General features: G+C 71.1%; 18 protein-coding genes and 1 tRNA gene. 11 read left to right on the top strand and 8 right to left on the bottom strand.

What is annotated here, in order from left to right; all coding sequences use genetic code 11:
• The first annotated feature begins 62 nt into the window (after nucleotides 1-62).
• Nucleotides 63-1,553 (top strand): aminopeptidase P family protein, encoded by a 1,491-nt coding sequence (locus tag ACFY5B_RS02460; RefSeq protein ID WP_389963327.1) that lies wholly within the window; start codon nucleotides 63-65, stop codon nucleotides 1,551-1,553.
• A 27-nt stretch (nucleotides 1,554-1,580) separates the two neighbouring features.
• On the opposite strand, the gene ACFY5B_RS02455 is transcribed toward ACFY5B_RS02460, so the two are convergent.
• Nucleotides 1,581-2,498, bottom strand: a complete 918-nt coding sequence (locus tag ACFY5B_RS02455) for a triphosphoribosyl-dephospho-CoA synthase (RefSeq protein WP_389963323.1) — start codon at nucleotides 2,496-2,498, stop codon at nucleotides 1,581-1,583.
• Between the two features lie 285 nt (nucleotides 2,499-2,783).
• On the opposite strand from ACFY5B_RS02455, the gene ACFY5B_RS02450 reads away from it, so the two are divergent.
• Nucleotides 2,784-5,777, top strand: a complete 2,994-nt coding sequence (locus ACFY5B_RS02450) for a glycine--tRNA ligase (RefSeq protein ID WP_389963320.1) — start codon at nucleotides 2,784-2,786, stop codon at nucleotides 5,775-5,777.
• A 72-nt stretch (nucleotides 5,778-5,849) separates the two neighbouring features.
• Here ACFY5B_RS02450 and ACFY5B_RS02445 read toward each other — a convergent pair whose 3' ends face one another.
• Nucleotides 5,850-6,314, bottom strand: a complete 465-nt coding sequence (locus tag ACFY5B_RS02445) for an ATP-binding protein (protein WP_389963317.1) — start codon at nucleotides 6,312-6,314, stop codon at nucleotides 5,850-5,852.
• Between the two features lie 244 nt (nucleotides 6,315-6,558).
• Here ACFY5B_RS02445 and ACFY5B_RS02440 point away from each other — a divergent pair, with 244 nt between their 5' ends.
• The 9 genes from ACFY5B_RS02440 to ACFY5B_RS02400 all read left to right on the top strand — a co-directional run bounded on the left by ACFY5B_RS02440 (nucleotide 6,559) and on the right by ACFY5B_RS02400 (nucleotide 16,455).
• Nucleotides 6,559-7,380, top strand: coding sequence for a hypothetical protein (locus ACFY5B_RS02440; protein WP_389963314.1), 822 nt, complete (start codon nucleotides 6,559-6,561; stop codon nucleotides 7,378-7,380).
• A gap of 117 nt (nucleotides 7,381-7,497) precedes the next feature.
• The gene (locus ACFY5B_RS02435; RefSeq protein ID WP_389963312.1) at nucleotides 7,498-8,241 is read left to right on the top strand and encodes a YcnI family protein; all 744 of its coding nucleotides are present in this window, start codon (nucleotides 7,498-7,500) and stop codon (nucleotides 8,239-8,241) included.
• 95 nt (nucleotides 8,242-8,336) lie between these two features.
• On the top strand, nucleotides 8,337-8,990 hold the full coding sequence (locus tag ACFY5B_RS02430; protein ID WP_389963309.1) for an SCO family protein: 654 nt from the start codon (nucleotides 8,337-8,339) through the stop codon (nucleotides 8,988-8,990).
• Nucleotides 8,987-9,460, top strand: a complete 474-nt coding sequence (locus ACFY5B_RS02425; RefSeq protein WP_389963306.1) for a copper chaperone PCu(A)C — start codon at nucleotides 8,987-8,989, stop codon at nucleotides 9,458-9,460. The genes ACFY5B_RS02430 and ACFY5B_RS02425 overlap by 4 nt, the downstream gene beginning before the upstream one ends.
• Before the next feature lie 13 nt (nucleotides 9,461-9,473).
• Nucleotides 9,474-11,522, top strand: a complete 2,049-nt coding sequence (locus tag ACFY5B_RS02420) for a copper resistance CopC/CopD family protein (RefSeq protein ID WP_389963303.1) — start codon at nucleotides 9,474-9,476, stop codon at nucleotides 11,520-11,522.
• A 6-nt stretch (nucleotides 11,523-11,528) separates the two neighbouring features.
• Nucleotides 11,529-12,827, top strand: a complete 1,299-nt coding sequence (gene efeB, locus ACFY5B_RS02415; RefSeq protein WP_389963300.1) for an iron uptake transporter deferrochelatase/peroxidase subunit — start codon at nucleotides 11,529-11,531, stop codon at nucleotides 12,825-12,827.
• Between the two features lie 62 nt (nucleotides 12,828-12,889).
• Nucleotides 12,890-13,822: a prephenate dehydratase gene (gene pheA / locus ACFY5B_RS02410; RefSeq protein ID WP_389963297.1), complete on the top strand. Its 933-nt coding sequence runs from the start codon at nucleotides 12,890-12,892 to the stop codon at nucleotides 13,820-13,822.
• Nucleotides 13,823-14,362: 540 nt separating this feature from the next.
• A complete protein-coding gene (gene serS, locus ACFY5B_RS02405) occupies nucleotides 14,363-15,640 on the top strand; it encodes a serine--tRNA ligase (protein WP_389963294.1) in 1,278 nt (425 codons plus the stop codon).
• Nucleotides 15,637-16,455, top strand: coding sequence for an HAD family hydrolase (locus tag ACFY5B_RS02400; protein WP_389963291.1), 819 nt, complete (start codon nucleotides 15,637-15,639; stop codon nucleotides 16,453-16,455). The genes serS and ACFY5B_RS02400 overlap by 4 nt, the downstream gene beginning before the upstream one ends.
• A 78-nt stretch (nucleotides 16,456-16,533) precedes the next feature.
• Here ACFY5B_RS02400 and ACFY5B_RS02395 read toward each other — a convergent pair.
• The 6 genes from ACFY5B_RS02395 to ACFY5B_RS02370 form a co-directional block, all read right to left on the bottom strand.
• Nucleotides 16,534-16,621, bottom strand: a tRNA-Ser gene (locus ACFY5B_RS02395).
• Between the two features lie 336 nt (nucleotides 16,622-16,957).
• Complete coding sequence (locus ACFY5B_RS02390) at nucleotides 16,958-17,221, bottom strand: hypothetical protein (RefSeq protein ID WP_389963288.1); 264 nt, start codon at nucleotides 17,219-17,221, stop codon at nucleotides 16,958-16,960.
• Between the two features lie 100 nt (nucleotides 17,222-17,321).
• Nucleotides 17,322-18,041, bottom strand: coding sequence for an ABC transporter permease (locus ACFY5B_RS02385; protein WP_389963285.1), 720 nt, complete (start codon nucleotides 18,039-18,041; stop codon nucleotides 17,322-17,324).
• Nucleotides 18,042-18,050: 9 nt separating this feature from the next.
• On the bottom strand, nucleotides 18,051-18,962 hold the full coding sequence (locus tag ACFY5B_RS02380; protein WP_362045795.1) for an ABC transporter ATP-binding protein: 912 nt from the start codon (nucleotides 18,960-18,962) through the stop codon (nucleotides 18,051-18,053).
• On the bottom strand, nucleotides 18,959-19,876 hold the full coding sequence (locus tag ACFY5B_RS02375; protein ID WP_389963282.1) for an ABC transporter permease: 918 nt from the start codon (nucleotides 19,874-19,876) through the stop codon (nucleotides 18,959-18,961). The genes ACFY5B_RS02380 and ACFY5B_RS02375 overlap by 4 nt, the downstream gene beginning before the upstream one ends.
• Nucleotides 19,866-20,834, bottom strand: coding sequence for an ABC transporter ATP-binding protein (locus ACFY5B_RS02370; RefSeq protein ID WP_344460895.1), 969 nt, complete (start codon nucleotides 20,832-20,834; stop codon nucleotides 19,866-19,868). The genes ACFY5B_RS02375 and ACFY5B_RS02370 overlap by 11 nt, the downstream gene beginning before the upstream one ends.
• Nucleotides 20,835-20,893 lie beyond the last annotated feature (59 nt).

Below are 20,893 nucleotides of genomic sequence, written 5' to 3'. Positions count from 1 at the left end.
GCCCTGGGCCCCCTTCCCCGCCGCCGTACAGTGGACGGTGGTCCAGTGCCGTATCGAGGAGGATGACCGTGGCGGAGGAGCTCACACCGGCAGTGCCTGATTCTGCTGTTGACGCAGCGGGCCCGGACGAGAGCGAAGAGCCGATCAAGCAGCGGAAGAACGGACTGTACCCGGGCGTGTCCGACGAGCTGGCCGAGAACATGAAGAGCGGCTGGGCCGACACCGAGCTGCGGGACCTCGAGCCCATCCCCCAGGCCGCCGAGACCGCCGCCCGCCGGGCCGCGCTCTCCGCGCGCTTCCCGGGCGAGCGTCTGGTGATCCCCGCGGGCAACCTGAAGACCCGCTCGAACGACACCGAGTACGCCTTCCGCGCCTCCGTCGAGTACGCCTACCTCACCGGAAACCAGACCGAGGACGGCGTCCTGGTCCTGGAGCCCACGGCCGAGGGCCACGAGGCGACGATCTACCTCCTGCCGCGCTCCGACCGGGAGAACGGCGAGTTCTGGCTGGACGGCCAGGGCGAGCTGTGGGTCGGGCGCCGCCACTCCCTCACCGAGGCCCGGACGCTGTACGGCATCCCCGCCTCCGACGTGCGCGAGCTGGCCGGCGCCCTGCGCGAGGCCACCGGACCGGTGCGGGTCGTGCGCGGGTACGACGCACGCATCGAGGCGGCCCTGACCGACAAGGTCACCGCCGAGCGCGACGAGGAGCTGCGGGTCTTCCTCTCCGAGGCGCGCCTGGTGAAGGACGAGTTCGAGATCGGCGAGCTGCAGAAGGCGGTCGACTCGACCGTGCGCGGCTTCGAGGACGTGGTGAAGGTCCTCGACAAGGCCGAGGCGACCTCCGAGCGGTACATCGAGGGCACGTTCTTCCTCCGCGCGCGCGTGGAGGGCAACGACGTCGGCTACGGCACGATCGCCGCGGCCGGGCCGCACGCCTGCACGCTGCACTGGGTGCGCAACGACGGAGCCGTGCGCTCGGGCGAGCTGCTGCTGCTCGACGCGGGTGTGGAGACCCACACGTACTACACGGCCGACGTCACGCGCACGCTGCCGATCAACGGCCGCTTCGACGAGATCCAGCGCAAGATCTACGACGCCGTGTACGAGGCCCAGGAAGCCGGGATCGCGGCGGTGAAGCCGGGCGCGAAGTACCGCGACTTCCACGACGCCGCCCAGCGGGTGCTGGCCGAGCGGCTCGTCGAGTGGGGGCTCGTCGAGGGGCCCGTGGAGCGGGTGCTGGAGCTGGGGCTGCAGCGGCGCTGGACGCTGCACGGCACGGGTCACATGCTCGGCATGGACGTGCACGACTGCGCGGCGGCGCGGGTCGAGGCGTACGTGGACGGCACGCTGGAGCCGGGCATGTGCCTCACGGTCGAGCCCGGGCTGTACTTCCAGGCGGACGACCTCACCGTGCCGGAGGAGTACCGGGGCATCGGTGTGCGGATCGAGGACGACATCCTCGTGACGGAGGACGGCAACCGGAATCTGAGTGCGGCGTTGCCTCGGCGTGCGGACGAGGTCGAGGCCTGGATGGCGTCCGTCAAGGGCTGAGTTCCGGGTGCGGGTGCATGGCGTCCGTCAAGGGCTGAGTGCCGGGTGCGGGTGCATGGCGTCCGTCGAGGGCTGGGTTCGGGGTGCGGGTGCGTGGGGGCTGTTCGCGCAGTTCCCCGCGCCCCCTACAGGCTTGAGGGCGTCCAGGAACAAGGCGCCTGTGAGCAGGGGCGCGCTGCCCCTCGGGGCCCAGGTGTGTTCCGTGAGGTCGGCGTCCAGGGCTCTCAGCGCCACCGCGCCGGGCTCCGTCGCCGTCCCGCCCGCGTCCAGGACGCCGCGCGCGCCTGCCTGGACGCGGCGTAGCCCCAGGGGCCCCGCTGTGTACAGCAGCTCGGTGTCCTGGAGGGTGGACATCACCGTGAGCAGGGCGTCCAGCCGGGCCTGGGGTTCGGTGGCGCCCTGGGCACGGGTCTCGGCGAGGGCGGTCAGGGCGCGGCGGACGTGCGGGAATCCCGCCCTGGCCTCTCCCTTCGCGCCGGCCGCACCGTAGCGGGCCGACACCGTGGAGCCGCGCGAGGGACGGCGCGGGGCGCGGCGGTCCGGGTGGGCGGCCAGCTGTTTGGCCAGGGCCATGGTGTCGGCCGGTGTGGCTCCCGGGCGCAGGGCTGCCGCCGCCACCAGCAGGCCCAGTGTCCACAGGGCGCCCCGGTGGCCGCCGCCCGCAAGCGCCACCGTGTGTTCCGTGGAACGGCCGATCGCGCCCAGGTCCATGCGGAGGCGGGCGCTGGGCTCGCCCGTGCGGCGGGCTGTGGCGGCCATGGCGATGAGGCCGGGGAGCAGTGCCTGGGCCGACCACCGCAGGTCGCTGTGGTCCCGGGCTGTGCGCTCCCGCGGGTCGGGCAGGCCCGGCTTGGGCGCCAGGGCCAACTGACCGACGAGTGCGTCGAAGGCGATCTGCGCGAGTGCCTCGTCCTCACGGCCGTTGCCGTACTGCGTTCCCGTCATGGGCCGGGACTGTAGGGGTGCCACCCATCAGACTGCTGGGCCCCGACTGTGGGCCGCCTGTGCATCGCCCCCTGGGGGCCGCGCCCCCAAAGGGGCGCGGGGAACTGCGCGACCAGCCACGCACAACCCGCACCCGCCCACGGCGATCCCGTGGCACCCACCCCCCGCGGCCCCTCCCCCGTATGCGTCCGACCGTTCGGTCAAGAAACAGCAGGTCAGCGGTAGTTGACGTATGAGATCATGGCCGACCTTGCCGGTCCGACTCGGGGAACAGGCGCGATCATCATGAAGAACGTATCGACGGCGCTGACCATGCAGGACGCCATCCTCACCCTGCAGAAGTACTGGAGCGACAACGGCTGCATGATCACGCAGCCGCTGAACACCGAGGTCGGAGCCGGTACGGCCAACCCGGCCACGGCACTGCGGGTGCTCGGTCCCGAGCCGTGGAGCGTCGCCTACGTGGAGCCGAGCGTGCGGCCGGACGACTCGCGTTACGGCGAGAACCCCAACCGCCTCCAGACCCACACCCAGTTCCAGGTGATCCTCAAGCCCGACCCGGGCAACCCGCAGGAGCTGTACCTGGGCAGCCTGCGCGCCCTGGGCGTCGACCTCAACGCGCACGACGTGCGGTTCGTCGAGGACAACTGGGCCTCGCCCGCGCTCGGCGCCTGGGGGCTGGGCTGGGAGGTCTGGCTGGACGGCATGGAGATCACCCAGTTCACCTACTTCCAGCAGGTCGGCGGCGTCGCCCTGGACCCGGTGTCGGTGGAGATCACGTACGGGCTCGAACGCATCCTGATGAACCTTCAGGGCGTGTCCCATTTCAAGGACATCGCCTACGCGCCGGGTATCACCTACGGCGAGGTGTTCGGGCAGAACGAGTACGAGATGAGCCGCTACTACCTCGACGACGCCGACATCGACACCAACCACCGGCTGTTCGAGTCGTACGCGGCCGAGGCCCGGCGCCTGCTGGACCTGGAGCTGCCCGTCCCGGCGTACACGTACGTGCTGAAGTGCAGCCACACCTTCAACGTGCTCGACGCGCGCGGGGCGATCAGCACCACCGAGCGGGCCAAGGCGTTCTCGCTGATGCGCGGGCTGACGCACGAGACGGCCAAACTGTGGGAGCGGCGGCGGGCCGCGCTGGAGCATCCGCTCGGGCTGGCGGCGGCTCCGGCCCCTGCCGAGCGCGCCATGCTTCCCAAGGTGCCCGGCGTCGAGACGCTGTTGTTCGAGATCGGCGTGGAGGAGCTGCCGTACGCCGACGTCCCCGCCACCACCGAAGCGGTGCGCGAGTCGGTCACCGCCAAGCTCGCCGCGACCCGGCTGGGGCACGGCGCGATCAACGTGATGGCCACGCCGCGCCGGATCGTGATCACCGTCGACGGTGTGCAGCCGCGCGAGCGCGACACCATGCGGACCGTGCGCGGGCCCAAGGTCGCCGCCGCCTACAAGGACGGTGCCCCCACACCCGCGCTGCTGGGCTTCGCCCGCAGCCAGGGCGCCGAACCGGCCGATGTGCGGGTCGTCGAGGTCAACGGGGTCGAGTACGTGGCGGTCACCCGGCACGAAGAGGGGCGTCCGGCCGTCGAGGTGCTCAGCGAGCTGCTGGCCGAGGTCGTCTCCGGGCTGCGGGCCGGGCGCAACATGCGCTGGAGCGACCCGGGGCTGTCGTTCTCGCGTCCCGTGCGCTGGCTGCTCGCGCTGCTGGGGCGCACTCCGCTGCCCGTGGTGGTGTCCTCCCTGTCGTCCGGCGACACCACCCGGGTGCAGCGGCAGGCGCCCTACCCGGAGGTCCGGGTGACCTCCGCCGAGGGCTACCCGCACTTCCTGCACATGCACGGCATCCTGCTCGACCGGGACGCCCGGCGCGGCGCGGTCGTGCGCGGGGCACTGGAGGCCGCCGCCGAGGTGGGCGGGCGCATCGACGTCGAGGGCCAGGCCGGGCTGATCGACGAGATCACCGACATCCTGGAGTTCCCGTACGCCGTGCGGGGCTCGTTCGACGAGCGCTACCTCGAACTGCCCGCGAGCGTCCTGACCACCGTGATGCGCAAGCACCAGCGCTATCTGCCGGTGCTGGACGGCGACCGGCTCATGCCGCACTTCGTGACCTTCGCCAACGCCCTGTGTGACGACGACGTGGTGCGGGCGGGCAACGAGGCGGTGCTGCGGGCCCGTTACGAGGACGCCGCGTTCTTCTGGCGGGCGGACCTGAAGGTGGCGCCCGAGGAGTTCCGGCGCCGGCTGGACAAGCTGACCTTCGAGGACCGGCTGGGGACGGTGGCCGACCGCGCCGTCCGGCTCGCCTCCCTCGCGCAGGACCTGGCCGGACGGGCCGGTCTCCCCGAGGAGTCGGTGGAGGTCGTGCGGCGGGCCGGCGCACTGGCCAAGTTCGACCTGGCCTCGCAGATGGTGATCGAGTTCTCCGGTCTGGCCGGGGTCATGGCCGAGGAGTACGCCCGACGGGCCGGGGAGTCCGCCGAGGTCGCCCGCGCGCTGGCCGAGATGGAGCTGCCCCGCTCCGCAGGTGGCGCCCTGCCGGCCTCGGACGCGGGGGCGGTGCTCTCTCTCGCCGACCGGTTCGACCTGGTGACGGGCATGTTCCTGATCGGCGCCGCGCCGACCGGGAGCTCCGACCCCTATGGGGTGCGCCGGGCCGCGATCGGGCTGCTCAACGTGTTGCGGAGCGTGCCCGCCGTGGCCGGGGTGCGGGTGAGCGAGGGTCTGCGAGCGGCGGCCGTACGGTATGCCGCGCAGGGCGTCGAGGTGCCCGCCGAGCGGGTCGCCGAAGCTGCCGAGCTCATCACCCGGCGCTACGAGCAGCAGCTCACGGACGCCGGGCACGAGCACCGGCTCGTCCAGGCCGTACTGGTGTGGGCCGACCGGCCCGCCCATGGCGATCGCACGCTCTCCACGTTGGAGCGGCATGTCGGCAGCGAGACGTTCGAGGCGCTCGCCGCCGCCTTCCAGCGGGTGGTGCGCATCCTGCCCGAGGGCGGTGTCGAGGCGGCCGACGGGTCCCTGCTGACCGCGCCCGCCGAAGTGGCTCTCGCCGAGAGCGCGCAGGCCGTACGTCAGGCGCTGCAGGGGCGGGAGGACGATCTCGGCGCGCTGATCGAGGTCTCCGCCCCGCTGGTCGAGGCGATCGGCATCTTCTTCGACGAGGTGCTGGTCATGGACCCCGACCCGGCGGTCCGGGCGGCGCGGCTGGCGCTGCTGACGGACGTGGCGGGGCTGGCACGTACGACGCTGGACTGGGGAGCGCTGTAGGGCTGCCACCAAAAGCGGTGTTTCACGTGGAACACGGCTGTTTCACGTGAAACACCGCCCAGCCGCGGGAGGTCAGACCGCCATCAGCGGGGCGTCGGAACGCCACTTCAGGACCTTGTCGAAGCTCACCACAGCTCCGCCCCGGCCCGGCTTGTTGCCGATGTGGACGTGGTCGGCGAGCTCCTCGATGAGACACAGCCCCCTGCCGTTCTCCGCGTCGGAATGCGCGGGACGGATCGGCGGGCGGGACAGCGCGGCGGAGGCCGCGGGGAAGCCCGGGCCCGCGTCGGCGACCTCGATCCGGCACTTCTCGCCGTCGAGGTACGCGGTGACCCGGTACGCCTCCGAGCCGGGACCCCGCCCTGTGTCCCCGCCGTGCTCCACGGCGTTCGCGCACGCCTCACTCAGGGCGACGGAGAGGTCGTAGGAGATGTCCGGGTCGACGCCCGCGGTCTCCATCGTGCCGATCAGGAGGCGGCGGGCGAGCGGCACGCTCGCAGCTTCGCGCCGCAGATGGAGTGACCACCAGATGCTCATGCTCCAGCCTCCTGGCTGCGGCTCGACATACCGTTACGTATTGCCCCGAGTCCCCCTGTGTAAGCGTGAAGTTGACGTGACGCCGCCCATACGGCGGATGCGCGCTGGTCCTGATCGGTGTATGCGGGGGAAGGTATGGGCGCATCCAGGGGCGCGCGGGACCAGAGCGTGACGTTCCGGTCGTACGGCATCTTGTGGACCTGCCGCACGAGGCCCTCAGGGCCAGTGCGATGATGAGCCCGCCATGACTGCCCCCCACGCGCGCGCGACGCGCTCCGGACACACGGTCCGGATCCTGCGGGCCGCGGTGTTCGCCGCGGTCTGCGTCGTGCTGGCCGGGGCAGGTCACGCGCTCGCCTCCTGCGACGGCATCCCGCTGTGGACGCTGGGTGCCGGATTCACGGGAGTGGCCGCGGTGGCGGCTCCGCTGGCCGGACGGGTGCGCTCGCTGGCGGGGATCACGTCGCTGCTCGCGGTCGGCCAGACGGTGCTGCACACGCTGTTCGGCCTCGGCCAGCACGGTACGACCGCCGTCACGTCCTCGGCGCCGACGGGCGGGAGCGACGCCGCGCTGGTCCAGCAGGCCGCGCGGTTCGTGTGCGGCACGACAGCGGCGGCGATCAGCCCGGCGCAGGCACACAGGATTCTCACCGACGCCCGGATCCAGCCGCCCACGGGTGCGCACACGCATCTGGCCGCGGACGCCACGTCCGGGTCGTCGGCGTCACTGTGGCCGTCCCTGCCGATGCTGCTCGGCCATCTCCTCGCGGCGCTCGCCGCCGGCTGGCTGCTGCGCCACGGCGACCTGGCTCTGCTGCGGCTCACCGAGCTGTCGGCACAGGGAGTCACCGAGGGGGCACTCATGCGCTCCCTGCGGGCCGCTCTGGCCCTGGTGCGCGCCCTGCGCGCCGGGCTTCCGGGAGCCCCGGAAGCCCGCCCGCTCACGGCGCACACCACTCGGTCCGCGCCCCCGATGCCTCGCACGGCGGAGCTCCAGCACACGGTGATCCGGCGCGGCCCGCCTGCCGCCACGGCTTCCGCAACCGCACTCGCCCTCGCCGCCTGACGCGACGCGACCACCAGCACTCCGCTCCCGCGGAGGAGGGGCCGCCGTCGTGCGGCACGCGCGTGTGCGCACCCCTCCTTCCACATCCAGACCGACTCACAGCGGAGTGCCCCTTCCATGAAGGCTTCCCGTATCGTCGCGGCCGGTGCCGCAGCCGGTATCACCGTTCTCGCCCTGTCCGCCCCCGCCTTCGCGCACGTCACCGTGCAGCCCGAGGGCACGGCCGCCAAGGGCGGCTACGCGGTCATCGACTTCAAGGTCCCCAACGAGCGCGACGACGCCTCGACCACCAAGCTCGAGGTGAACTTCCCGACCGACCACCCGCTGGCCTCCGTCATGCCGGAGCCCATGCCGGGCTGGAAGATCGACGTCACCAAGTCCAAGCTGGACAAGCCGCTGGAGATGCACGGCGAGAAGATCACCGAGGCCGTCTCCAAGGTCACCTGGACCGCCGACGGCAAGGGGATCGAGCCCGGCTACTTCGAGAAGTTCCCGCTCTCCGTCGGCCAGCTGCCCGAGGACACCGACCAGCTTGCCTTCAAGGCCCTGCAGACGTACTCCAACAAGGAGGTCGTCCGCTGGATCGAGGTGCCGCAGAAGGGCCAGGAGGAGCCCGACAACCCGGCCCCGGTGCTGGAGCTGTCCGCGGCCTCCGAGGACGGGCACCACGGCTCGTCCTCCGATGAGGACTCCGACGCCAAGTCGGCCGAGAAGACCTCCGCCCACACCGCCGCCGACGACTCCGCCTCCTCCGACGGCACCGACACCACGGCCCGTGTGCTGGGCATCGTCGGCATCGTGGTCGGCGCCGCGGGTGTCGCCTACGGCGTGCTCGCCGGGCGTCGGCGGTCCGACGCCTGAGGCTGCTTTCCGTTGACGGCGCGCGCCGGACCCCCGTCCCCGGGCGGGGGCATCCCCGGTGCGCGCCGGGTCACCGACATCTGGGACATTTTTCTATGCGCACCAAGACCTTCGCCGCGGCCGCGCTGCTCGCCGCCGCCTCCCTCACCCTGACCGCCTGCGGCAGCGGCGACGACAGCGACAAGCCCGTCTCCGTGGTGTCCGAGGAGGCCGGCTCCGACAAGGCCGCCACCGTCCTCGACAAGCCCTTCGAGAAGCCGGACCTTGTCCTCACCGACACGCAGGGCAAGAAGTACGACCTCCGCAAGGAGACCGCGGGCAAGCCCACCCTGATCTACTTCGGCTACACCCACTGCCCCGACGTCTGCCCGCTGACGATGAACAACATCGCCGTCGCCAAGAAGCAGCTGCCCAAGGCCGAGCAGGACGAACTCCGCGTGGTGTTCGTCACCACCGACCCCAAGCGCGACACCTCCGCCGAGCTCGGCAAGTGGCTCAAGGGCATCGACCCCGGCTTCGTCGGCCTCACCGGCGACTTCGCGACCATCCAGGCCGGCGCCCGCACCCTCGGCATCTCCATCGAGCCGACGCGCAAGGACAAGAACGGCAAGCTCATCTCCGAGCACGGCACCCAGGTCATCGCGTTTTCCCCGAAGACCGACGGCGGCTATGTGCTCTACGGCGAGGACGCCACCGTCGACGACTACACCAAGGACCTCCCCAAGATCGTCAAGGGGGAGAACCCGTGAGGCGGCGACTCGTCCCGACGGCCCTCGTCATAGCCGGAGCCCTGGCTCTGGCGGGCTGCGGCGGCTCTGGCTCCGACGGCGGAGGCGACTCGGGGAAGCCGGACCTCTCCGCCGACTCCGCCTACATGCCGCAGCCGGTGTCCGACGACATGGCGGCCGGCTTCCTCACCGTCACCAACAAGGGCGGCGCCTCCGACGAGCTCACCTCGGTCACCAGTGATATCGCCGGGCAGGTCACCGTGCACGAAACCGTGGACGGGGCGATGCAGGAGGTCAAGAGCCTCAAGATCCCCGCGGGTGGCCGGCTGGAGCTGAAGAGCGGCGGCGACCACCTGATGTTCGAGGAGCTGAAGAGCAAGCCGAAGGAAGGCCAGACGGTCTCCGTCGAACTGCACTTCGCGCACTCCGACCCGGTGAAGGTCGAGATGCCGGTGAAGCCGCCGACCTACACCCCGACGACCGGACACTGAGGGAGGGACCTCCGTGACACAGACCATCGCCCCCCGCGTCCGGGCACTGGTGCTGCTGCTCCTGGCCGCGGCCTGCGCACTCCTCGCCGGAGCCGGCCCGGCCTCCGCGCACGCCGCGGTGACCGGCAGCGACCCCGGGCAGGGGGCGGTGGTCGACAAGGCCCCGGCCCGGATCTCGCTCACCTTCTCCGAGCAGGTCGCGCTGTCCGACGACTCGCTGCGCGTGCTCGACCCCGAGGGCAAGCGCGTCGACACGGCCAAACCCGCCAACGTCAGCGGCACGACGTACGCCGTCCCGCTGCACTCGGGACTGCCCGACGGCACCTACACCGTGGCCTACCAGGTCGTCTCGGCGGACAGCCACCCCGTCGCCGGTGCCTACACCTTCTCCATCGGCGCCCCCTCCAAGACCTCCGTGTCGGTCTCCGGGCAGTCGACGGACGACGGGGTCGTGGGCTGGCTGTACGGCTTCGGGCGGTACGTGTCCTACGCCGGGTTCATCGTGATGGCCGGCGGCGCCGCCTTCGTGCTCGCCTGCTGGCGGCGCGGTTCCGGGGTGCGGCCGGTCCAGCGGTACGTCGTCTCCGGATGGGTCGCGCTCACCGCGGCGACCCTCGCGCTGCTGTTGCTGCGCGGCTCCTTCACGGGCTCCGGGAAGGTCGCCGACGTCTTCGACCTGTCCCTGCTCGGGCAGGTGCTGCAGACCAAGACCGGCGCGGCCCTGGTGTCCCGGCTGCTGTTGCTCGCCGCGGCGGCCCTGTTCATCGCGGTGCTCTTCGGCGCGTACGACAAGCGGGAAGACGCCCAGGAGAAGCGGGACCTGACCTTCGGGCTCGCGATCGGCGGCGTCGTCGTGGCCGCCGGGCTCGCGGCGAGCTGGGCCATGTCCGAGCACGCCTCCGTCGGTCTCCAGGCGGGCATCGCCATGCCGGTCGACGTGCTCCATCTGCTGGCCGTCGCCGCCTGGCTCGGCGGACTCGGGGCGCTGCTGGTCGCCCTGTACCGCGCGCCCGCCGAGACGCCCGTCGACGCAGCGGCCGTACGCCGCTTCTCCCGGGTCGCCTTCGGCAGCGTCCTCGCCCTGATCGCGACCGGGACGTACCAGTCCTGGCGCCAGCTCGGCTCCTGGTCGGCCTTCACCGACACCCGCTACGGCCAGCTCCTCCTGGCCAAGATCGCCCTCGTGGTCGTCCTGGTCGGCGTCGCGTGGATCTCGCGCCGGTGGACGGGGCGGCTGGCGGAGACGGCACCGGTGGAGGTGCCGGAGGTACGGGAGAAGGAGCGGGTCGGCGCGCGGGCGGACGGCGTGGAGAGCACCGGAGGCGTGGAGCCCCCTGCCGTCGGCACCGGGGACGCCCCCGGCAAGGGCAATGGGGACGCCCCAGCCGAGGGCGAGGGGGACGACGAGGCCGCCCCCGGCCTCGACACCGACGGGCGACCCGGCCCCCAGCCCGCCGACTCCGAAGCCGCCGGTACCGAACGCGCCGCACAGCTCGCCCGGCAGCAGGCAGCCAGGGACGCCGCACGGCGGAAGCGGGCCCGGGACGCGGACCCGAACCGCTTCGGACTGCGCCGCTCCGTCCTGACCGAGGCGGGCATCGCGATCGTGCTGCTCGCCGTCACCACCTTGCTGACGCAGACCGAGCCGGGACGCACCGAGCAGGAGGCCAAGGCGGCCACCTCGTCCTCCGCGTCCGCCTCCACCGACGCGGGCGCGTCCGGGGCGCTGACCCTGAACATGCCGTTCGACACCGGCGGCGAGGACGGCAAGGGCGTCGTCACGATCGACCTCGACCCCGCGCGGGTGGGCGACAACGAGATGCACGTCTACGTGGAGCGTCCCAACGGCCGGGCCTTCGACATCCCCGAGGTCAAGGTCGAGTTCACGTTGAAAGCCAAGGACATCGGGCCCCTGCCCGTCGTCCCCGACCACCTCGCGACCGGACACTGGTCGGCGAACGGAGTGCAGATCCCCATGGCCGGCGACTGGCAGGTCGACGTGACCGTACGGACCTCCGACATCGACGAGGTCACTGTCTCCAAGAACGCGCAGATCGGCTGAACGACCATGCCTGACCAGTCCCTTCCGAAGGCCCGTACCCCCGAGGCCGGCCCGGGGGAAAGCGAAACGGCCCGCGCCCACGAGGGCATCTCACGGCGGCGGCTGCTCGGTACCGCCGGTGCCACCGGACTCGTCCTCGGCACGGCGGGCGCCGCAGTGGGCTACGCCGCCGCCCCCTCCGAAGCGACCGCTCCGCTCACCTCACTCGGCACGGACCGGGCGATGTTTCACGGGAAACATCAGCCCGGCATCACCGACGGCCTCCAGGCACGCGGCCACCTCGTCGCCTTCGACCTCGCGGCGGGCGCCGGCCGCAAGGAGGCCGCCGCCCTGCTCCGCCGCTGGTCGGAGACGGCCCGGCGGCTGATGGCGGGTGAGCCGAGCAGCCACGAGGACACGGACGTCGCCCGCGACGCCGGGCCCTCCTCGCTGACGATCACCTTCGGCTTCGGCCACAGCTTCTTCGCCAGGACCGGCCTGGAGCAGCAGCGTCCGGCCGCCCTGGACCCGCTGCCCGAGTTCTCCTCCGACCACCTCGACAAGAACCGCAGCAACGGCGACCTGTGGGTGCAGATCGGCGCCAACGACGCCCTGGTCGCCTTCCACGCCCTGCGCGCGATCCAGAAGGACGCCGGCCGGGCCGCGAAGGTGCGCTGGCAGATGAACGGCTTCAACCGCTCCCCGGGCGCCACCTCCCACCCCATGACGGCCCGCAACCTGATGGGCCAGATCGACGGCACCCGCAACCCCAAGCCGGGCGAGGCCGACTTCGACCAGCGCATCTTCGTGCCGGAGAAGCCGGAGAAGGGCGACCCGGCCTGGATGGCGAACGGCTCCTACGCCGTCGTACGCCGGATCCGCATGCTCCTCGACGACTGGGAGCAGCTCTCCGTCAAGGCGCAGGAGGACGTGATCGGGCGCCGCAAGTCCGACGGGGCGGCCCTGTCCGGGGGCACAGAGACGACGGCGATGGACCTGGAGAAGACGGACGCCAAGGGCAACCTGGTCGTCCCGATCAACGCCCACGCCCGCATCACCCGGCCCGACCAGAACGGCGGCGCGGCGATGCTCCGCCGCCCCTTCTCCTTCCACGACGGCATCGACGCGGACGGGGTGCCCGACGCGGGTCTGCTCTTCATCTGCTGGCAGGCCGATCCCCTGCGCGGCTTCGTGCCGGTGCAGCGCAAGCTCGACCGCGGCGACGCCCTGTCGCGGTTCATCCGGCACGAGTCGAGCGGACTGTTCGCGGTGCCGGGCGGGGCCGCGGAGGGAGAGTACGTGGGGCAGAGGTTGCTGGAGGGGTGAGAGTTCACCCCTGTGTGTGCTTGTAGGGGATAGCGCTTCAGCGAGCCCATTAGGGTGAGGTCATGCCAGCGAGCTATGCGTATCTCGGCCCTGAGGGCACCTTCACCGAAGTCGCCCTGCGCACGCTTCCCGAGGCCGCCACCCGGGAGCTCATCCCGTACGTGTCCGTCCAGTCCGCGCTCGACGCGGTACGCGCCGGCGAGGCCGAGGCCGCGTTCGTGCCCATCGAGAACTCCGTCGAGGGCGGCATCACCACCACGCTCGACGAGCTGGTCGCCGGCGCGCCGCTGATGATCTACCGCGAGGTGCTGCTGTCGATCACCTTCGCGCTGCTGGTCCGCCCGGGCACGAAGCTGTCGGACATCAAGACCGTCTCCGCCCACCCGGCCGCGCAGCCACAGGTGCGCAACTGGCTGAAGAAGCACCTCCCGGACGCGCACTGGGAGTCCGCCGCCTCGAACGCGGACGCCGCACGACTGGTCCAGGAGGGCCAGTACGACGCCGCCTTCGCCGGGGAGTTCGCGGCCGCCCGCTACGGTCTGGAGGCCCTGGAGACACAGATCCACGACGCGGAGAACGCCCAGACGCGGTTCGTGCTGGTGGGCCGGCCCGCCCGGCCCGCGGCGCCGACCGGCGCCGACAAGACCTCGATCGTGCTGTGGCAGCGCGACGACCACCCCGGCGGCCTGCGTGACCTGCTGGGCGAGTTCGCCACCCGCGGCATCAACCTCATGCTGCTCCAGTCCCGGCCCACCGGCGCCGGCATCGGCAACTACTGCTTCTGCATCGACGCCGAGGGCCATATCTCCGACCGCCGGGTGGCTGACGCCCTGATGGGTCTGAAGCGGATCTGCCTCCAGGTGCGCTACCTCGGTTCCTACCCGCGCGCGGACATGCAGCCGGAGGATGTGCTGCCGCCGCAGCTGGGGACGTCCGACGAGGAGTTCGCGGGGGCGGCGGACTGGGTCGCGCGGTGCCAGGACGGGCGTTTCTAGTCCGGGTTCCCGCCCGTCATGAGCTGGTCGTACCTGCTGATTGTCGTTATCCACAGAAGTTATCCACAGGTCCGCTTCTCGACCTGGGGACAAGTCGACAACGAAGCGTGGGTCAGTCGACAAATCGCCCTACAGGCCCTTGATGCGCCCATCGCCGGGCAGGTCACCCTTCGTCCACTGTTTTCCCTTGCGTAACCCTTCGAGGTGACCCACTTCCACTCGAAAGTGAGAGAGGAGGGGGTTTGTCACGGGAATTCTTGGGACGGTCCGACCATTCGGAGTGATCAATTCCGTAGTCCACAGATCTTCCACACAGCCTGTGGATAACTCTTGCCCGGATGTGGATCGCTGTGGACAACCGAAGCCCAAGTCCCTTTCCGCCCAAGGGATTAGAGTCAAGAGGACGCCCGTCGGATGCCACGTTTCGGGGAGAGACCTCTCCTTTATTGACACTGCGTGCAATTCACTCATAACGGTACGTAAGGCGCGAGCGGAATAGTGAGTCGTGGGCGGTCGTCCCGCACCGGTAGCCTGGGGCACGTGATTGACCTTCGCCTGCTCCGTGAGGACCCCGACCGTGTGCGCGCGTCGCAGCGCGCCCGTGGAGAGGACGTCGCGCTCGTCGACGCCCTCCTGTCTGCCGACGAGCGGCGCAGGTCGTCCGGCGTCCGCTTCGACGAGCTCCGCGCCGAACAGAAGGCGCTCGGCAAGCTCATCCCCAAGGCGGCAGGCGACGAGAAGGCCGAGCTGCTGAAGAAGGCGGGCCAGCTCGCCGCCGACGTCAAGGCCGCCGACGCCGAACGCGACGCGGCGGCGACCGAGACCCAGGAACTGCTCCAGCGCCTCGGCAACCTCGTGCACCCGGACGTGCCCGTGGGCGGCGAGGAGGACTTCGTCACCCTCGAGACGCACGGCACGATCCGCGACTTCGACTCCGAGGGCTTCGAGCCCAAGGACCACCTGGCACTCGGCCAGCTCCTCGGCGCGATCGACGTCGAGCGCGGCGCCAAGGTCTCCGGCTCGCGCTTCTACTTCCTGACCGGCGTGGGCGCGCTCCTGGAGCTCGCCCTCGTGAACGCGGCGATGGCGCAGGCCACCGCGGCCGGCTTCACGCCGATGCTGACCCCGGCGCTGGTCCGCCCCCAGTCCATGGCGGGCACGGGCTTCCTCGGCCAAGCCGCACAGGACGTCTACCACCTCGCCGACGACGACCTCTACCTGGTCGGCACGTCCGAGGTGGCGCTCGCGGCGTACCACATGGACGAGATCCTCGACGCCGACCGCCTCCCCCTGCGCTACGCGGGCTTCTCGCCCTGCTTCCGCCGCGAGGCCGGCTCGCACGGCAAGGACACCCGGGGCATCTTCCGGGTGCACCAGTTCGACAAGGTCGAGATGTTCTCCTACGTCGCTCCCGAGGACTCGCAGGCCGAGCACCAGCGCCTGCTGGAGTGGGAGAAGCAGTGGCTGACGTCGCTGGAGCTGCCGTTCCGGGTCATCGACGTCGCGTCGGCCGACCTCGGCTCCTCGGCCTCCCGCAAGTTCGACTGCGAGGCGTGGATCCCGACCCAGGGCAAGTACCGCGAGCTGACCTCGACCTCGGACTGCACCGAGTTCCAGTCCCGCCGTCTGTCGATCCGCGTCCGTGAGGGCAAGCAGGTCCGCCCGCTGGCCACGCTCAACGGCACGCTGTGCGCCGTACCGCGCACGATCGTGGCGATCCTGGAGAACCACCAGCAGGCCGACGGTTCGGTGCGCGTGCCCGAGGTGCTGCGTCCGTACCTCGGCGGCCGGGAGGTCCTGGAGCCGGTGGCCAAGTGAGCGACACGGCTTCCCCGGACGCCTTTCCGTACCGGCTCGTCGCCACCGATCTCGACGGGACGCTGCTGCGCTCCGACGACACCGTGTCGCGGCGCACCCGTGACGCGCTCGCCGCGGCCACCGCGGCGGGCGCCGCGCACATCGTCGTCACGGGCCGCGCCGTCCCGTGGACCCGGCACATCCTCGACGACCTCGGCTACCAGGGCCTGGCCGTCTGCGGTCAGGGCGCGCAGGTCTACGACGCCGGCACGCACCGCCTGCTGACGTCGGTGACGCTGGACCGGCAGCTGGCCGGGGTGGCGCTGGCCAAGATCGAGGCGGAGGTGGGCCCGCTCCACCTGGCGGCGAGCCGCGACGGCCTCGACGGCGAGGTGCTGGTGGGCCCGGGCTACGCGGTACAGGGCACTTTGCCCGCCACGCCCTTCACGGACGCGTCGGACCTGTGGTCCGCGCCCCTGAACAAGCTGTACATCCAGCACCCGACGCTTTCCGACGACGAGCTCTGCGAGGCGGCCACGCGCACCGCCGGCGGTTTCGTCACCGTCACGATGGCGGGCGCGGGCATCGTCGAGCTTCTCCCCCTGGGTCTGTCCAAGGCGACGGGGCTGTCCCTGGCGGCTCGTCGGCTCGGTCTGAAGGCGGCCGACACGATCGCCTTCGGTGACATGCCCAACGACATACCGATGTTCGCCTGGGCCTCCTACGGCGTCGCCATGGCGGACGCCCACGAGGAACTGAAGGCGGTGGCCGACGAGGTGACGTCCTCCCACGACGAGGACGGCATCGCGGTGGTGCTGGAGCGACTGCTGGGCTGAACCCCGGGCCCGGTGGCCGGAGCCCGTTGCTCAAGGCCCGTACTCAGGACCCGAGGCTCAGGGCCCGATAGTGCGCGGCGGAGGATGCACGGATCGAACGTGCGCGGGCCTTTCCGACCCGACCACGGTTTAGCAAACCGGTGCCTTACCACTCGGCCAATCCTCCGGGTGGGCGGCCCACGCGATGTGCGATTCGCGTGCTCGAAGCGGCCGCCCCGGGCAGCTCCCCGTGTGGGCGGGTTCCACGGAGGGGTAGTGGCTACTCCGGATCCCGCCGCCGGCTGCCCTGAAGGGAGCTGGACGTACTGCCGTGCATGGACATCGTCCCGCTCCTCTCCCGGCTCGTGACTCCGGACCGATCGGGCCCGGCGCTGACGAGAACCACTCTGCCTGCCGGGCGAATTGGACGCCACTGAATAAATCGGCGGCGGAATCCGACCATGCGGGCGGTCGGTGGCCACCCACCGATCAGCCGTGTGAACGACGCTCCAGGTCGATACAGCTAGCGCCTGCGCCATCTGCGGCGGCGGGCCTTGCTGAAGAACCAGCCCGCGGGCGGCTCGTCGGACCGCCAGGGCTGCGGCTCCGGTTCCTCGCGGCTCCACTTCGCGGCGAGCATCCGGGCCCGGGCGGACGGCTCGGAGGTTTCGGCGGAGCGTATGAAGTCCTCGTCCAGGACGACACCGTCGAGGTCGTCCCGGGCGCCGTCACCGGGCCCGGAACCGTACTCCCCGCGGTCGTCGTACTGAGCGCTCTCGCCCGCCATTCCCGTCCTCCCAGCCGTCCAACTCCCGTGGTGCTTCCCTACATCCCGTTCGCCCAGTGTGCCCGGACGGAGGTGAAGCCCCCGTCAAGGCCGGGGCACGTCACTCCTCGCCCGCGAGCTTCAGGGAGCGCAGCTTCTGTCCGGCGTACCAGGTGGCCAGCACCGTGACGGCGACGAGCAGCACCGTCGCCGTGGTCAGGCCCACGTCCGAGGAGACCAGGTCCCCGCCGGACACCTTCTGGGCCACGGCCAGGGACCACTGCTGGACGCTGAGCGTGCGCGCGCCCGGCACCAGGGAACCGAACAGGGCCTCCCAGACCAGCGCGTAGACGAGGCCGAACACCACCGCGTGCCGGGAGACCGTGCCCAGCAGCAGGAACAGGGCCGCGTACGCGATGGACGCGACCAGCGCGGCCACCGTGTAGGCGACGGCGACCTGCTGGCCGTTGCCGTTCAGGATGAAGCCGGCGATGAGCGTCGGCACCGCGGAGAACACCATGGTCACCGCGATGGCGACGATCAGCTTGGTGAAGATGATCGTCGGCCGTTTGATCGGCTTGGACAGCAGGTACACCACCGAGCCGTCGTCGATCTCCGGGCCGATCGCGCCCGTTCCGGCGATGACGCCGATGATCGGCACCATAGTGGCGAGGGCTAGTCCGCCCAGCAGGTCGGACGCCGTCTGGTCGTCCGCTCCGGCCAGGGCACGCACCGCCACGGCGATCACGATCAGCAGCATCGGCAGGGCACCGAGGATGAGGGCCCGGCGTCGGCCGAGCAGGGCCCGGTAGGTGAGCCGGGCGACTGTGGGGTCGTACATCAGGGCCTCCTACGCCGCGACGAGGTACGAGAAGACGGACTCGAGGGACTCGTCGGACGGCGAGACCGTGAGCAGCCGGATGCCGTGGTCCCTGGCCACCCGCGGCAGCAGGGCCGTGAAGCGGCCGAAGTCGACGGCCTGGATGCGCAGCGCACCCTCGGCGAGGTCGACCTCGATGCCGGCCGTGGACGGGTCGGCGATCAGCGCGGCCGCGAGGGCGCGGTCGTCGCTGGAGCGCACCAGGTAGCGGTGCGGCCGGTCGGTCATCAGGCGGCGGATCTTGCGGAAGTCGCCGCTGGCGGCGTGCCGGCCGGCGACGACGACCTCGATGTGCCAGGCGAGTTGCTCGACCTCTTCGAGGATGTGGGACGAGAACAGGACCGTGCGGCCCTCGTCGCCCATGCGGCGCAACAGGTCCATCAGCTGCATGCGCTGGCGCGGGTCCATGCCGTTGAACGGCTCGTCCAGCAGGAGCAGGGAGGGGTCGTGGACCAGGGCGGAGGCCATCTTCACGCGCTGGCGCATGCCCTTGGAGTACGTCTGGATCTTGCGGTCCTGGGCGTACTCCATCTCGACCGTGGCGAGCGCCTTCTGGGCCGCCTTGGCACCGAGCCCGTGCAGCTCGGCGTTGGCCAGGACGAACTCCTTGCCGGTGAGGAAGTCGTACATCGCCTCCCGCTCGGGGACGACGCCGATGTGCTTGTAGATCTGCTCGTTGCGCCACACGGCCTGGCCGTCGAGGGTGACGGTGCCGGTGGAGGGGGCCAGGAAGCCGCCCATCATGTTGATGAGGGTGGACTTGCCGGCGCCGTTGGGGCCGAGCAGGCCCGTGACGCCGGGGCCGATGGTCATCGTGATGTCGTTGACGGCGACCACGTTGCCGAACCAGCGGGAGACGTGGTCGATGCTGAGCGTGGTCACAGTCCCACCTTCTTGTAGCGGCGCATCAGGAGGCCGTAGCTCGCCGCGATGAGGCCCAGGGCGACGAGGACGTAGACGACGCCCTCCGTGGTGCTCGGGCCCACCCCGCTGGGGGAGGCGGACGTCGCGCCCAGGAACGCGGACTGCACACCGTCGACGATCGTGATCGGCGAGAACAGCCCGATCCACGGCACGGCGTCGCCGCTGCCCTGGGCGTCGGCGATGGCCTGGAGGGTGGAGACCGCGCCGTAGGTGATGGTCAGCACGGCGATCACGGCCGCGATGCCGAAGCCGCGGCGCGGGGTGAAGGACGCGATGACCAGGCCGATTCCGGCGAAGAGCAGTGAGAGCAGTGCCACGGAGACGAGTCCCTGTGCGAATCCCTTGGTCTGGTCGGCGAAGTCGAGCTTCGCCAGCAGCGCACCCACGTAGAGGACGAGCAGGGGCGCCGCGGTGAGGATGAACAGCGCCGAGGCCAGTGCCGCGAACTTGGCGCGGACGTAGTCGGCGGTTTCGATGGGCCGCGAGAAGTACAGCGGAACGGTCTTGAAGCGCAGGTCCCGCGAGACCGACTGCGGTGCCTGTGAGGCGACATAGAGGCTGATGACCGCCTGCATGACGATCGCGTAGCGCGTGTAGTCCAGGGGCAGGGCGTTGGCCTTGGTGGCGACCGCGACGGCGACCATGATGGCCGCGGGCACGCACATCACCACGAAGAGCAGCATCGGCAGCACCTTGGACTTCACCGACCGGCCGAGGCCGTAGGAGCCGCGCAGGGACTGCGAGTACAGGGAGCGGCGGGCGTAGGCGCGGCCGAGACGCGGGCCGTCGTAGCTGCGGTAGCCGATGTTGTGGATGCGGGTCTGGTCGCCCGGTGCCGGGGCGGGTGCCCCCGTGGAGTGCTCAACCGCCATGGCCGACCGCCTCCTTCCGCTGCTCGCGCTCGTCGCTGCTGGTGAAGACCTCGGAGATGTGGTGGCGGCGCTGCTCCATGCGCACCAGGCCGAGTCCGAGGTCCGCGATCACGTCCCGGACGAGGTCGTACGTCTCCTCGCCCTGCGCGGTGAGCAGCAGGACGTGGCCGGCGCCCGGCAGGCCGCTGCCGTCCTCGACGGTCACTCCGCGTGCGTGCAGCGCCTCGCGGACCGCGCGGGTGCCGTCCGGGTGCTCGTCGGTGTCGGTGACCTCGATCGCGAGGGTCGTGGTGGTCTGCGTGAAGTCCGTGGTGGAGCTGGAGCGCAGGAGCTTGCCGCCGTCGACGACGACGACGTGGTCGCAGGTGCGCTCCAGTTCGCCGAGGAGGTGGGAGGTGACCAGGACCGAGATGCCGAAGTCGGTGTGGATGCGGCGGATCAGGCCGAGCATCTCGTCGCGTCCGACCGGGTCGAGGCCGTTGGTCGGCTCGTCCAGGAAGACCAGCTGCGGGTCGTGGACGAGGGCCTGCGCGAGCTTGACGCGCTGCTTCATGCCGGTCGAGTAGCCGCCGATGGGCCGGTAGCGCTCCTCGTACAGGCCGACGTGGCGCAGGGTGTCGGCGGTGCGCTCGCGCGCGGCGGTGGGAGGCAGGCCCGACATGCGCGCCATGTGGACGACGAACTCGGTGGCCGAGACGTCCGGCGGCAGGCAGTCGTGCTCGGGCATGTAGCCGACCCGCTCGCGGATGGCGGCGCCCTCGGTGGCGACGTCGAGACCGAGCACTTCGGCGCGGCCCTCGGTGGCGGGGGACAGACCCAGAAGGATCTTGATCAGTGTGGACTTGCCGGCTCCGTTGGCTCCGACGAGTCCGGTCACACCGGGCCCGACGTCCACGGAGAGCCGGTCAAGCGCGGTCACCCGGGGGAACCGCTTGCTCAGGCTTTCGGTCGCGATCACAGTCACCCCTCGAAGGTAGGGGCCGTGCGCGTGGCGGTCGTCACTCCGCAGAGCTGTAT

It is taken from the genome of Streptomyces sp. NPDC013187 (genome assembly GCF_042899705.1).
GTDB lineage: Bacteria > Actinomycetota > Actinomycetes > Streptomycetales > Streptomycetaceae > Streptomyces > Streptomyces hawaiiensis_A.
The sequence above is the reverse complement of the archived record's forward strand: the minus strand, read 5'-3'. Positions and strand labels throughout refer to the sequence as shown.

Coding starts and splice junctions, on each gene's coding strand:
- ACFY5B_RS02460 (WP_389963327.1), top strand. CDS start 63: ATGACCGTGGCGGAGGAGCTCACACCGGCAGTGCCTGATTCTGCTGTT.
- ACFY5B_RS02455 (WP_389963323.1), bottom strand. CDS start 2,498: ATGACGGGAACGCAGTACGGCAACGGCCGTGAGGACGAGGCACTCGCG.
- ACFY5B_RS02450 (WP_389963320.1), top strand. CDS start 2,784: ATGAAGAACGTATCGACGGCGCTGACCATGCAGGACGCCATCCTCACC.
- ACFY5B_RS02445 (WP_389963317.1), bottom strand. CDS start 6,314: ATGAGCATCTGGTGGTCACTCCATCTGCGGCGCGAAGCTGCGAGCGTG.
- ACFY5B_RS02440 (WP_389963314.1), top strand. CDS start 6,559: ATGACTGCCCCCCACGCGCGCGCGACGCGCTCCGGACACACGGTCCGG.
- ACFY5B_RS02435 (WP_389963312.1), top strand. CDS start 7,498: ATGAAGGCTTCCCGTATCGTCGCGGCCGGTGCCGCAGCCGGTATCACC.
- ACFY5B_RS02430 (WP_389963309.1), top strand. CDS start 8,337: ATGCGCACCAAGACCTTCGCCGCGGCCGCGCTGCTCGCCGCCGCCTCC.
- efeB (WP_389963300.1), top strand. CDS start 11,529: ATGCCTGACCAGTCCCTTCCGAAGGCCCGTACCCCCGAGGCCGGCCCG.
- pheA (WP_389963297.1), top strand. CDS start 12,890: ATGCCAGCGAGCTATGCGTATCTCGGCCCTGAGGGCACCTTCACCGAA.
- ACFY5B_RS02390 (WP_389963288.1), bottom strand. CDS start 17,221: ATGGCGGGCGAGAGCGCTCAGTACGACGACCGCGGGGAGTACGGTTCC.
- ACFY5B_RS02385 (WP_389963285.1), bottom strand. CDS start 18,041: ATGTACGACCCCACAGTCGCCCGGCTCACCTACCGGGCCCTGCTCGGC.
- ACFY5B_RS02375 (WP_389963282.1), bottom strand. CDS start 19,876: ATGGCGGTTGAGCACTCCACGGGGGCACCCGCCCCGGCACCGGGCGAC.